This window comes from Bacillus sp. es.034 (assembly GCF_002563655.1).
GTDB lineage: Bacteria > Bacillota > Bacilli > Bacillales > Bacillaceae_B > Rossellomorea.
The window spans coordinates 1,587,229-1,600,211 of the sequence record NZ_PDIY01000001.1 but is presented as its reverse complement, the minus strand read 5'-3'; the positions used below and the strand labels follow the sequence as shown (position 1 = coordinate 1,600,211).

General features: G+C 45.7%; 13 protein-coding genes. 4 read left to right on the top strand and 9 right to left on the bottom strand.

All coding sequences use genetic code 11. The features are described from left to right. Positions 1-41: 41 nt before the first annotated feature. The 3 genes from ATG71_RS08005 to ATG71_RS07995 all read right to left on the bottom strand — a co-directional run bounded on the left by ATG71_RS08005 (position 42) and on the right by ATG71_RS07995 (position 5,495). Positions 42-1,826 (bottom strand): acyl-CoA dehydrogenase family protein, encoded by a 1,785-nt coding sequence (locus tag ATG71_RS08005; protein WP_098439164.1) that lies wholly within the window; start codon positions 1,824-1,826, stop codon positions 42-44. A gap of 68 nt (positions 1,827-1,894) precedes the next feature. Beyond that, on the bottom strand, positions 1,895-3,073 hold the full coding sequence (locus ATG71_RS08000; RefSeq protein WP_098439163.1) for an acetyl-CoA C-acetyltransferase: 1,179 nt from the start codon (positions 3,071-3,073) through the stop codon (positions 1,895-1,897). A gap of 37 nt (positions 3,074-3,110) precedes the next feature. Continuing rightward, positions 3,111-5,495: a 3-hydroxyacyl-CoA dehydrogenase/enoyl-CoA hydratase family protein gene (locus tag ATG71_RS07995; RefSeq protein ID WP_098439162.1), complete on the bottom strand. Its 2,385-nt coding sequence runs from the start codon at positions 5,493-5,495 to the stop codon at positions 3,111-3,113. A gap of 424 nt (positions 5,496-5,919) precedes the next feature. Between ATG71_RS07995 and ATG71_RS07990 the strand changes: the two genes are divergently transcribed. After that, complete coding sequence (locus ATG71_RS07990; protein WP_079532050.1) at positions 5,920-6,057, top strand: YuzL family protein; 138 nt, start codon at positions 5,920-5,922, stop codon at positions 6,055-6,057. A 232-nt stretch (positions 6,058-6,289) separates the two neighbouring features. Continuing rightward, complete coding sequence (locus ATG71_RS07985) at positions 6,290-6,916, top strand: YczE/YyaS/YitT family protein (protein ID WP_098439161.1); 627 nt, start codon at positions 6,290-6,292, stop codon at positions 6,914-6,916. Positions 6,917-6,987: 71 nt separating this feature from the next. Here ATG71_RS07985 and ATG71_RS07980 read toward each other — a convergent pair whose 3' ends face one another. From ATG71_RS07980 to ATG71_RS07970, 3 genes are all read right to left on the bottom strand, one after another. After that, entirely contained in the window at positions 6,988-8,451 is a 1,464-nt protein-coding gene (locus tag ATG71_RS07980; RefSeq protein ID WP_098439160.1) for a potassium/proton antiporter, read from the bottom strand. 89 nt (positions 8,452-8,540) lie between these two features. Next, the gene (locus ATG71_RS07975) at positions 8,541-9,035 is read right to left on the bottom strand and encodes a GNAT family N-acetyltransferase (RefSeq protein WP_098439159.1); all 495 of its coding nucleotides are present in this window, start codon (positions 9,033-9,035) and stop codon (positions 8,541-8,543) included. 70 nt (positions 9,036-9,105) lie between these two features. Then, positions 9,106-10,023 carry a proline dehydrogenase family protein gene (locus ATG71_RS07970; protein WP_098439158.1) on the bottom strand — a complete coding sequence of 306 codons (918 nt, stop codon included), beginning with the start codon at positions 10,021-10,023 and terminating at the stop codon, positions 9,106-9,108. A gap of 323 nt (positions 10,024-10,346) precedes the next feature. On the opposite strand from ATG71_RS07970, the gene ATG71_RS07965 reads away from it, so the two are divergent. Then, positions 10,347-10,604: a hypothetical protein gene (locus tag ATG71_RS07965; protein ID WP_098441758.1), complete on the top strand. Its 258-nt coding sequence runs from the start codon at positions 10,347-10,349 to the stop codon at positions 10,602-10,604. Between the two features lie 17 nt (positions 10,605-10,621). Further along, a complete protein-coding gene (locus tag ATG71_RS07960) occupies positions 10,622-10,969 on the top strand; it encodes a spore coat protein (protein WP_098439157.1) in 348 nt (115 codons plus the stop codon). A gap of 138 nt (positions 10,970-11,107) precedes the next feature. Here ATG71_RS07960 and ATG71_RS07955 read toward each other — a convergent pair whose 3' ends face one another. Genes ATG71_RS07955 through ATG71_RS07945 form a run of 3 tightly spaced genes read right to left on the bottom strand, consistent with a single transcriptional unit; the run spans position 11,108 to position 12,969 of the window. Further along, positions 11,108-11,371, bottom strand: coding sequence for a DUF2573 family protein (locus ATG71_RS07955; protein WP_098439156.1), 264 nt, complete (start codon positions 11,369-11,371; stop codon positions 11,108-11,110). Positions 11,372-11,398: 27 nt separating this feature from the next. Next, a complete protein-coding gene (gene fhuF, locus ATG71_RS07950; RefSeq protein WP_179886495.1) occupies positions 11,399-12,154 on the bottom strand; it encodes a siderophore-iron reductase FhuF in 756 nt (251 codons plus the stop codon). Continuing rightward, positions 12,151-12,969 (bottom strand): ABC transporter ATP-binding protein, encoded by an 819-nt coding sequence (locus tag ATG71_RS07945; protein WP_098439155.1) that lies wholly within the window; start codon positions 12,967-12,969, stop codon positions 12,151-12,153. The genes fhuF and ATG71_RS07945 overlap by 4 nt, the downstream gene beginning before the upstream one ends. Between the last annotated feature and the right edge of the window lie 14 nt (positions 12,970-12,983).

Below are 12,983 nucleotides of genomic sequence, written 5' to 3'. Positions count from 1 at the left end.
AAGGGACGGACCTCCAATTTGGAGGTCCGTCCCTTCCTTACTTACAGTGCATATTTTTCTACATCGATCAGCTTTTCTGACGCTTCACGCTTCACTGCGATCACGTTGATCGGTGTGTGGCGTGTGAATTTACGCAGTGCTGACAGCATCATGCGCAATGTGTCGCCAGTTTCGGTTGCGACAAGTGTTTCTTTCGCATGCTGTTCGATTTTGTTGAAAGCTTCCTGACAGAAGATTTGTGTATAGAGAAGTTTTTGCTTCGCTTTCTCTACGCCACCTTTTTCGATCGCTTTTTCCGTTCTAAGAACAACGGATTCCATTGCGTAAGCCTCTGAAACGATATCCGCAATGTTCACAAGGATCTCCTGTTCTTTCTCAAGGGCTTTACCATATTTCTGTGCAGCCAATCCTGCCAGCATCAAGCCGATTTTCTTGGCATTTTTCACAAGGTACTTCTCTTGTGCCAATGGCTCATCGCCCACTTCTTCAGGCATAAGCATCATTAGTTCTTCTTGAAGAGCCTGTGCTTTTTGAAGTAATGGAAGCTCACCCTTCATGGCTTTACGAAGGTATGTTCCTGGAACAAGAAGACGGTTGATTTCATTCGTCCCTTCAAAGATGCGGTTGATACGGGAATCACGGTACATTCTTTCGATTTCATATTCCTGCATGAAGCCATATCCACCGTGAAGCTGAACGCCTTCATCTACGATATAATCCAGTACTTCCGTTGCGAAGAATTTGTTTAGTGAGCACTCGATTGCGTATTCAGCAATGGACTTTGCCACTTCAGTTCCATTCTTCACTTCTTCGTCCGAAAGCTTGCTCATGCGATCTTCGAACAATCCAACTGTACGGTAAACGGAGCTTTCTGCTGCATATAATTTCGCTGCCATCGTTGAAAGCTTTTCTTTCGTCAAGTTGAAGCTTGAGATCGGTGTTTTGAACTGTTGACGCTGATTCGTATATTGAACCGTTACTTCAAGGGCACGCTTACTTGCTCCGACTGCGCCTACTCCCAATTTGTAACGACCGATGTTCAGGATATTGAAGGCGATGATATGACCTTTACCTGCATCCCCAAGAAGATTTTCAACCGGGATTTCAGCATCTTCAAGGATCAATGTACGAGTGGAAGAGCTCTTGATTCCCATTTTCTTTTCTTCAGGACCCGTTGAAACGCCAGGGAATTCTTTTTCCACGATGAATGCTGAGAAATGCTCCCCGTCAATCTTTGCATACACAACGAACACATCGGCAAATGCAGAGTTTGTGATCCATTGTTTTTCTCCGTTCAGAATGTAGTGAGTACCTTCTGCGTTTAATTTAGCCGTTGTCTTCGCACCAAGTGCATCAGAACCTGAACCCGGCTCTGTCAATGCGTAAGCCGCTAATTTTTCACCAGTGGAGAGGGCAGGAAGATACTTTTGCTTTTGCTCTTCGTTACCGAAAAGAACGATTGGAAGGGATCCGATACCGACATGTGCTCCGTGAGAGATTGAGAATCCGCCGGCACGGGACATCTTTTCAGCAATCAAAGCCGAGCTTACTTTATCCAATCCTAATCCGCCGTACTCTTCAGGTACATCTGCTCCCAGAAGACCAAGATCCCCTGCTTCTTTTAAAAGACGTACAGAATGATCGAATTCATGATTTTCCAGATTATCAATGACAGGTACCACTTCATTCAGTACATAGTCCTCTGTCGTTTTCGCAATCATTTTTTGCTCGTCGGAATAATCCTCCGGTGTGAAAACTTGCTCAAAGCTTACTTCTTCAATTAAAAAACTTCCACCCTTGATTAGCTTGTCTGTTTGATTCGCCATTTCGAATCCCCCTAAAATGATATTTTGAAAGAGTAGAGGGCCTCGAGATTCGAGGTCCGTCCCTCCTGTTAACCGATTAATTCAAATACGCCGGCTGCTCCCATTCCGCCGCCGATACACATGGTGACGATACCGAATTGCTGGTTTCTGCGTTTCATTTCATGTACCAGTGAGAGGGTCAGTTTCGCGCCGGTACAGCCCAGTGGATGACCGAGAGCGATGGCTCCACCATTCACGTTCACTCGTTCTTCATCTAGTCCCAGCTGGCGGATGACCTGGATCGATTGGGAAGCAAATGCTTCATTCAGTTCAAACAACCCAATGTCTGAAAGCTCTAGTCCTGCCATCTTAAGTGCCCGTGGGATGGCTTCCACAGGGCCGATCCCCATGATTTCAGGCGGGACTCCCGCTACCGCGAAGCTTCTGAACTTTGCCATCGGCTGCAGGCCTAATGATCCTGCTTTTTCACGGTCCATCACCATGACGGCCGCTGCGCCGTCACTCGTTTGTGAGGAGTTCCCTGCGGTTACAGAGCCCTTCACATTGAAAGCCGGGCGTAATTTAGCCAGTACTTCTGAGCTTGTTTCGGCACGTACACCTTCATCTTTTGAAAATTGGAAGGATTTCTCGATGAGTTTATTTTCACCGTTCACTGAACGATGGAGTACATCAACAGGTACGATCTCATCGTCAAACTTTCCTTCTGAAATCGCTTTGGCCGCTTTTTGGTGGCTTCGTACGGCAAAGGCATCCTGATCTTCACGGGATACGCCGAACTTCGTTGCAACCTGTTCAGCTGTATGACCCATGCTCATGTAATACTGAGGAGCGTTTTCAGCAAGCTTCGAGTTCGGACGGACCACATGGCCCATCATCGGGACAAGACTCATGGATTCCGCTCCACCGGCAATCGCCGTATCAGAATGACCGAGCATGATTTTTTCAGCCGCATAGGCAATGGATTGTAATCCTGATGAACAATAACGGTTGATGGTGATTGCCGGTACGGAATCAGGAAGACCTGCAAGTCCTCCGATATTCCGTGCCATATTCAACCCTTGCTCTGCTTCCGGCATCGCACACCCGATGATCAAGTCATCGATGTTTCCTTCATAATTCCCTGCACGCTTAAGGGTTTCTTTCACTACAAGTGCTCCAAGATCATCCGGCCTTACCTGAGCCAATGATCCTTTTCGAGATTTTCCGACTGGTGTTCTTGCACCAGCGACAATGACTGCTTCGCGCATGATATTCCCCCGCTTTCTCCTATGATTGAAACGCTGATTAGTTGCGTAATGGTTTTCCTTTTACAAGCATGTGCTGCATTCTTTGCTGAGACTTAGGCTGTGCAACAAGGCTTAGGAACGCTTCTCTTTCAAGATCCAACAGAAACTGTTCGTCGACTTCTGTTCCGTATGGTACTTTTCCGCCTGCAATCACATAAGCAAGCTTCTTCGCGATCATCAGATCGTGGTCTGAAATAAAGCCTGACTGGAACATGGACTGAGCTCCAAGAAGAAGAGTGGCATATCCCGGCTCACCTACGACCGGCACCTTTTTACGGATCGGGGCCGAGTATCCTGCTTCATGCAGGCTGAGTGCTGCCTGTTTTGCATCATATAATAAGTGATCATTGTTCACGCTGACTCCATCGGCTTTATTCAAGAAGTTATTATCCCTTGCTTCATCCCCGGATGTGGAAACCTTCGCCATGGCAATCGTTTCGAATACTTTATTGGCCACTTTCTGAAGATCGAACTCCACTCCGTTTGGAAGGTTGGCTAAGTGCTTCATATAAAGCTCTTTATTTCCGCCGCCTCCAGGGATCAATCCAACACCGACTTCGACTAAGCCCATGTAGGTTTCCATCGACGCCTGAATGTGGGCAGCCGGTAAGCAGACTTCGCTTCCTCCGCCTAATGTCATTCCGAATGGTGCCGCAACAACCGGCTTGGATGAATATTTGATCTTCATCATCGCCTGCTGGAAGTGTTTCACGACCATGTCGATTTCAAAGACATTGTCATCCTGCGCTTCCATAAGGATCATGGCAAGATTTGCACCCACACAGAAGTTCTTACCCTGGTTACCGATGACGAGTCCTTTGTAATTCTTCTCTACTTCATCAACGGCAAAATTGATCATTTGCGTGATATCCATTCCAATGGCGTTATTTGGGGAATGGAATTCAAGAAGGGCGATTCCGTCCCCGATGTCAATGAGGCTTGCCCCTGAATTCTTTTTGATGAGCTTTCCTGCGTTCTTCAGTGCCTTTAAGTCGATTGCCTTCGGGTTACGTTCTACAAGTCGATAATCGCCATTGTGATAGAAGTAACGCTCACCATTTTCCTCTTTATAGAATGTGGAGTCGCCCTCTGAAAGCATCGTCTCCACCCACTGTGGTACAGTGCGGCCTTCTTCTTTCATGCGGGTTACTGATTTTTCCACTCCGATGGCATCCCATATTTCAAATGGTCCCATTTCCCATCCGAAGCCCCACTTCATGGCTTGGTCGATGCCTACGATGTCATCTGCAATTTCACCATGCAGCTCGGCGGAATACGTTAAGACCGGAGACACGATATTCCACAGTAGTGATCCTGCCTGATCTTTTGCATAGACGAGTGATTTGACTTTATTTTTTAAGCCCTTTTCATTTTTAGCCATTTCAAGTGAAGCCGTTTTCAGCTTTTGGCGGGGCTGATAATCCATCGTTTCAGGATTTAGCTCGAGGATTTCCTTCCCTTTCTTAAGGAAGAAGCCTTGCCCGCTCTTACTTCCAAGCCAGCCATTTTCAAGCATTTTCTGCATGAACACCGGTACTTCGAACACCTTCTGTTCTTCGCCTTCCACCTGGTCATACACATTCTTTGCAACATGTGCGAATGTATCAAGTCCTACGACATCGAGTGTACGGAAGGTGGCGCTTTTCGGTCTTCCAATCGTCGGACCTGTAATGGAGTCGACTTCCCCTACAGAGTAGCCGCCCTTCAACATTTCCTGCACCGTGATCAGTAAGCCATACGTTCCGATACGGTTCGCAATGAAGTTTGGCGTATCCTTTGCCATGACAACACCCTTACCGAGGACATCTTCACCAAATGTCTTCATGAAGCTCACGACTTCCGGATCCGTCTTCTTCGTCGGGATCACTTCAAGAAGCTTCAAGTAACGCGGCGGATTGAAGAAATGCGTGCCGAGGAAATTCTTTTGGAAGTCTTCTGACCGCCCTTCCGACATCGCCTCGATTGAAATCCCTGACGTATTGGAACTGATGATGCTTCCCGGTTTGCGGTAGAGCTCCACCTGTTCGAATACTTTCTTCTTGATATCCAAGTTCTCAACTACCACTTCAATGACCCAGTCACAATCACTGATATATTGAAGGTCATCCTCGAAGTTACCTGCCGTGATAAGTGAAGCATTTTGTTTTGACGTCAGTGGTGCCGGTTTTTGTTTAAAGAGTTTTTTTAAAGCGTTTTCACTAAACTGATTACGAAACGCCTTGCTTTCTTCTGTAAGACCCTTTGCTTTATGTTCGTCTGTCAATTCTCTTGGTACGATATCTAATAACATTGTCGGTATGCCGATATTTGCAAGATGCGCGGCTATTCCTGAACCCATGACTCCTGATCCTAACACTGCGGCTTTCTGAATTCTACGAACCAATGGTATTTCCCCCTTATACACACTTTGAATGAATACTCATTCATTTTTACCTCAAAAAAAAGACTCGAATGAGTTCCTGTTACATCTAATATATCGGATTTTCTAAAATATCGCAATATTTAAAGAGTTAAATTTACAAAAAATTCACTATTGTTTCACACAGCCACATGGGCCATCGTCTAAATCAACCTATTCATCCACCCAAGTCCACGTGCCTGCACACCCCCTGCTCCCTCCTATTATATATATGAAATTTTGGAGGGACGGACCTTGGGTAGACGACCATTTCTGCTCCCATTTTTTATGGCAACCCCGATATCAAAGGGTTTTCAGGCTATGGTGACTTCGTTTCCTCTGAAAATTGGAGGTCCGTCCCTCATAATTTTTTCGGGATTCGGGAATGTTAGGAGTGGAGGTGTTCGAAATGGCGAAGCAGAAGAAGAATCCTTCTAAGGCTGGGGTTAGTGCAGCGAGTGTGAAGGGGGATGCCGGTCCGACGGTTGAGATGGACGGCGGCGGCAAGCGAAACAGTCAAAACAATCAATTTAAGAAGCAACCATAGTAAGCGGAGATGGCACCTGATCAATATGATCGGGTGCTGTTTTTTATGGGGGCGTTCTCCCCTCGCCCATACAAAAATTAACTTTGCCTTCCCGTCCCTTTTAAAGTAAACTATTACTATCAACTCAAAGACGTCAGACCTCCTACTTTACCAACTACATCACAATCAAAGTAGCTTGTCTGTTTTTTTAAGTACATGAATGATAACGTTTACAGATAAGGAGACTATGTGAATGAAGCGCAGATTTTTGTTTTTTACGATTGGACTTTTCATTTTAACGATGGGGGTTGCCCTGATCATTAAGTCGGGCCTCGGAGCCTCTGCCTGGGATGCCCTCGCGGTTGGGGAGTCGAATATGTTCGGATTTACCGTAGGGACGGCCGTATTTATCAATGGGATTGTGTTGATCGGTCTCAATGCCCTCATTATGAAAAAGAAACCTGATGTCCTCGCGGCAGGATCGATTCTTGTCATTGGCCTGCTAATCGATTTTTGGCTGCTCGTTGTCTTTAACAATTACGCACCTGAGATGCTTTTGAATCAGCTGGTTGCCCTGGCTTCCGGGATTTTGACGATGGGGCTTGGAATTGCGATTTACCTTCAGGCGAAGTTTCCGGCAAGTCCGATGGATACTCTTATGGTAGCCATCCATACACGATTCGGGTTAAACCTTCGTAACTCCCGGATCATCAGCGAAGGATTTGCCCTTTCCCTGGCATTCCTCTTTAAAGGGGATATCGGAATCGGGACGATCATTGTCACCCTCACATTGGGGTTCGTCGTTCAATACAGCTTCCCGTTATTCGAACAGCTCTTCGAGAAAAAAACACTGGGGAAAGCAGCCGTTTCTGCTGACTGATCTTCCCCCCCAAAAAAGCAATCCTCCTCAAAATGGAAGATTGCTTTTTTTTATCATGCTGGATCATTTTCTCACGAAGGGCTTACATTCCCTTTTTCATTCAACAGTCTATTGACACGCTTTCTTTGACTTTTATCGGCCATTACATAAAGTGTATCGCCTGCTTTAATCATGGTATCCCCTGTGGGAGTGATCAATTCATTGTGACGTATGACCGCAGAGATCAACGTTTTTTCGGGGAGTTCGATGTCTTTGATCACCCTGTTGGTAATCGAGGCATCATCATTAATGAGTATTTCAAGCATTTCATTATTTGTTTTCCCGATGGACACGATCTCGATGCTGTGTGCGACCGGCGGTTTTTCTTCTCCTGCAAGCTTAAGATAGTTGGCCAGAGGGGAGATGGTCGTGCCCTGAATGAGAGCAGAGAGGAGCACGACGAAAAACACGACGTTGAAGATGACTTCGTTGTTTTCAATGCCCGCCACCATCGGATACGTTGCCAATACGATCGGGACCGCTCCCTTTAAGCCAGCCCATGATATGAAGAATTTCTCTTTCATGGTGAAGTTCTTTGCCAGCGCTAAGCTTAAATAGACTCCGAGAGGTCTCGCTACCACAATCAGCAAAATCGCAAGTATGATCCCCTGCCAAGCTATCCCCGGCAGGTGCTGAGGAAAGACCAGCAATCCCAGGAGGATGAACATGACGATCTGCATCATCCACGCGAATCCTTCATTGAAACGGACAATGGAATGGCGGTAGGTGAGTTCCTTATTCCCGACGATGATGGCCATGATATAAACGGCCAGGAGACCACTCGCCTCCAGGATGCTTGTAAAGGCATAAGTGAAGATGGCAAGGGAGATGGACAGGACAGGGTACAGTCCGGACGAATCCAGATTGATTCGATTGATGATCCACACGGAGGAGAGACCCAGGACCAGTCCAAGTACCAAGCCCATCCCCATCTGCCAAAAGAAGCTCAGGATCAGGGAAGCGGGATTCAATTCAGGGAATGTAATCAATTGTAAAAACGCTACGGTTAAGAAAATGGCCATGGGGTCGTTACTGCCGGACTCCGCTTCCAGGGTGGAAGATATCTTCGGTTTGATGTTTTTGTTCCCAAGTACGGAGAACACCGCTGCAGCGTCGGTTGAACCGACGATCGCCCCAAATAACATCCCTTCAAGCCAGCTCACGCCGAGTATGTACTTCGCTGCCACCCCGATGGATACGGTGGTTGCCACAACCCCGATGGTTGCAAGAGTTAGGGCGGGCTTGTACACCTTTCGCACATTCCCCCATTTCGTTTGAAGACCACCCTCGAACAAAATGATGATGAGTGCAAGCGTTCCGATAAATTGAGTCATAGGGGCATTATCGAAGAAGAAATATGTATTTAAGACCATTCCCACGATGATGAACAGGATTAATGAGGGGACGCCTAATCGTGTGGAGAATTTAGCGGTGATCACACCGACAAGTAGCAAGAGGCCAAGGAGCAAGGTTAAATTATCAATGGTCATTTCCATAGTATCGCCTCTGTTTTCATGAAGATTATTACCTTTAATTATATTACATTGTGAATTACGTAACAATTAATTTGCATAACCCGCTTCTCTTACAGAAGTTTACCCATGATGATGTATTCATGGGGGACGTTCGGATAAAATCCTTCCCGGATGATCTTAAATCCACCGGCATGATAAAAGGCGATGGCCTTTTGATTATCTTTGCGAGTCGTGAGGAGGACCCGTTTTTCATTTCGATTCTGCAGTAATTGTTCAACAAGCAGCTTGGCGATCCCCCTGCCTCTGTATGCCGGGTCGACGCCCAGTTCCACCAGCTCCATGCACTCTTTCATCCATTCACGTTCGGAACGTAAATGACGTGCCAGCAACTCATGATAGTATTGACCCTTTTTTGAAGAATAACCGTAAATATATCCTGCCACCTGCTCATCGATAATGGCGAGGTATCCTTCAAAAAGGGGATACGTGGAATGCCGTTTGAATTGGTCCTCCATGCCTCTCGGATCCACCTGAAATAGCCTGCAATATAACGCAATCATTTTCTTAAAATACTTTCCTTCCACCCGAAAAGGAACGATCTTCATTCTCCCTGCCTCCCCTCAATAAATAAACAAGACCCTATGAGCATCCATAGAGTCTTCATCTTACTTACTATTATTTCTTCATGACCCCTTTTAGAACAAAGGCGACGTTGGCTGGTCTTTCAGCCAGTCTTCTCATGAAGTATCCGTACCAGTCCGTGCCGTATGGGACATAGACGCGCATTTTGTAGCCTTCCTTGACCAGTTCATGTTGACGTTCCACGCGGATGCCGAAAAGCATCTGGAACTCGAATTGATCACGCGGAATCTTATATTCTTCCACGAGTCTTTTTGTATATTCGATCATCTCATCGTCATGGGTGGCGATTGCCGTATAATTCCCATTCAACAAATGAGTTTTAATGATTTTTTTGAAATTATCGTCCACGTCCTTCTTATCAGGAAACGCAACTTCAGGTGACTCTTTATAAGCCCCTTTTACAAGACGCAGATTGGGGGAATACGCATTCAAATCATCGATATCCTTTTCTGTTCTATATAAATAGGCTTGAATGACCGTTCCGATATTATCATACTCTGACTTCAGACGAGTGAAGATATCAATGGTCTTTCCACAACGGGTGTAGTCTTCCATATCAATGGTGACGAAAACGTTCTGTTTGGTTGCTTCATCAAGAATCAGTCTCATATTCTTCATGACAACCTCTTCAGAAATATCGAGCCCCATTGAAGTCATTTTAAGGGAAAGTTGAGATTTAAGCTTCTCTCTTCCAATTGCACGAATAGCCTCTACACATTCAAGGGCCATTTCGTTTGCTTCACGCTCATTGTCCACAAACTCTCCCAAATAGTCGATCGTTACAACAAGATTCTGACTATTCAGCTCGCGAATAACCTCAACTGCCTGCTGGATGGAAGACCCTGCAACGAATCGACCGGCACCAAAGCGCAGGCCATACTTCTTGGCTAGTTTCGTCATCGGCTTATTTTTTGAAAGGAATAAAAAGAAATTACGCATTGCTTGTTCCATGTTGCTTGCCCCCTGAAAAAACATATATACCCTGCTATGAAACCGTTTTCTTTATTGCTAAAAAAGAGAAGGTTCACACTATTAGTATATTTACCAACATTTTATCACCTTTTAGACGTTTTGAATATACTTTCAATACTTTCTTAGTAGAACATTATCGAAATTTGTAATACGTGAATAAGTCTGTTGGATAGTAGGAAAAATAATCTTTGCCTTCTGATGATACCGCTTTCTTTTCGCACTGTATACAGGGTAATATTACCTATCCGAAAGCAAACAAAAAAAGGTATCGAAGACTAAAAAAGGAAACGGAGGAATGGAACATGCAACAACAACCTCAACAAGGGAGCCAGCAGCAAACGTACACACAGCCGCCGCATATGCTCACTACAAAGGATTCACTGTATTTGAACGATATGCTTGCCTGGAATCTGACTGCTATGAAAAAATGTCATTTTGCCGCTGCTCACTGCCAGGATTCAGAGATTAAAGCGGAGCTCGATAAATGCGGGCAGATGCATCAGCGCCATTACCAGCAGCTGCTTGCTCATCTAAATACGACCAACCAAAACATGATGTAGAAAGGAGTCTAAAAACCATGAATCAGCAGAATCAGCAAAAAATCCAAAACCCTAAAACGCAAGTGCCGGAAACACCACAGATGAATGATCGCGACTTCATTACGGATGTCCTGTCCCATGAGAAATATATGACGGCTTCCTACTGTACGGCTTTGAATGAAGCAAGCCATCAAGCTTTATATCAGGACCTCCTGACGATTTTCAACGAAACGCAAAATGCCCAACGCGAGTTATACAATGAAATGTTCCGCAAAGGCTGGTACAAGCTGGAGGCTGCCGACAGTCAAAAAATTCAGCAGTCCTATCAGCAGCATCAGCAGTATTCTTCTCAATTTCCATATGGATACGGCGGTCAGGTACAATAATGAACGGAAGGCAGACTCGGGTCTGCCTTTTTTTGTTGGAGGTAAAAGTGCGGGAGAAAAGATTGGATTTTCACCCAACAGAATCCAATAAAAAAGTACCCTCTTCACGTCAAAAGGGTACTTTTTCAATCCTTATCGTCATTCATCTTTTTTCTTCCTGCTCATTTCCGCCCGGTGTGCCTCATTCATCTCTTTGATTTCCCCGACGATCCGTTTCATTTCATCTTTCCCCTCCGGATAGAGAGAATTCCAATGTTTCACCAGTGCCGGCATGTTTTTGGCGATGAATGAGTAAAGGGCGTATTGTGTCACCATTTCTTTCTTGGCGGCGTCGGTTTCACCCACCAACAGTTCCGTGTACTTTTCAAGCAAAGCATCAAATTGTTCAGGGAATTCCTTCATTGCATTAGCCTCCTTCTGAATGATGAATTAGGTCTTTTTAATCAGACAGGTCTGGGGACAGGTTTTACAGCGATATTGTTCCCCGTTCTCCAGTCTGTAGGAGAAACAGCATGTTTTTCTGACACGCACTTTTTCCGTTTTCCCCTCTACATTTACTTTTCCGCTATAATATCTGGCCAGTGGATTTCTGTGATAGTTCCCGAACCATGAGCTGTTTTCATCTGTAAGAAGCATCCGCAGTTGTTCATCACGCCCGCTCCTCATTCCTTCGTTCAAAAGGAAGTCATCACTCTCAAATATCCAGAATACATATACGGCGATGTTTTCCCAAAGGATGAGATTTGAAAGCTTTGTAGCATTTTTAATCGACTGAATCACTTGATCAAGATGATCCCGGAAAATGGATTGAATGAACGAGACCTTTTCCTCCTGGGAAGTAAACTCCGTCACCGATGCATCCTTCAAGTGAAATTGAGGCATCCATAAACCATTTCTGTCCCCATCGACCATGATCAGGTTTTCAGGATTGAGATTCAATTTCTTATTCCAGTATGTCATGGTCATTAAACCCATTGCTGCTACAAACGCATAGCGCTTCATGAATAAGGATGCTGCCACTTTAAGGTCTTCCGTACCGATCAGGGAGCGACGCTGAGATAAATAGGCATTCATCTTTCCACCATCCAGGAATGAGGCTGCCTCTTCCCCTTTTAAAGCTGGGGGCGACGCATGAAAACGGTATTTCTTCAAGATTTCCCACTGTTGTTCAGTCAGTGTGTTCATCCTGTTTCCACTGCGTCTTTTAAGATGCAGCGTCCTTTGCCGAACGGGATGCATAAAGGCGTGCCGAATAACGGGTCCCGGGATACCTGACAGTCCATATCGAATACATGCTTCACAAGCTCACAGCTGATCACTTCTTCAGGTTTTCCTTGAGCATAAATCTTTTTATCCCGGATCGCCACGATATTATGGGCGTATCTGCAGGCAAGGTTCAGGTCATGAAGAACCATAACGATGGTGCGCTGCTCTTTCTCATTCAGTTCGAATAATAAGTCCAGGATTTCAATCTGGTGGGTCATATCAAGGTATGTGGTTGGCTCATCCAACAGGATGATGTCTGTATCCTGGGCAAGTGTCAGGGCGATCCACGCGCGCTGCCTCTGCCCTCCTGATAGTTCATCCACTTTCCGGTGCTGCAGCTCCTCCATCTTCGTTGCTTTCAACGCGTCCTGGACGAGCTCTTCATCCTTCTGTGACCATTGCTTGAGCCAGGTTTGATGAGGGTAGCGCCCCTGCTTGACGAGCTGAAGGACGGTCAGCCCTTCTGGAGCCGTTGGGGATTGAGGAAGAATGGCCATTTTACGAGCGACTTCCTTCGTAGATAAACGTGAGATTGACTCCCCATCCAACAGGACCGATCCCTGCTTCGGCTTAAGCAGGCGGGCGATGGAACGGAGAAGCGTGGATTTCCCGCAGCCGTTCCCGCCGATGAAGACCGAAATCTCCCCTTGTGGAATATCAATATTCAATTCATCGATGATCGTCCGTTCCCCGTAAGATAGAGTCAAATCCTTCGTTTGTAGTACGTCACTCATCTATGGCCAACTCC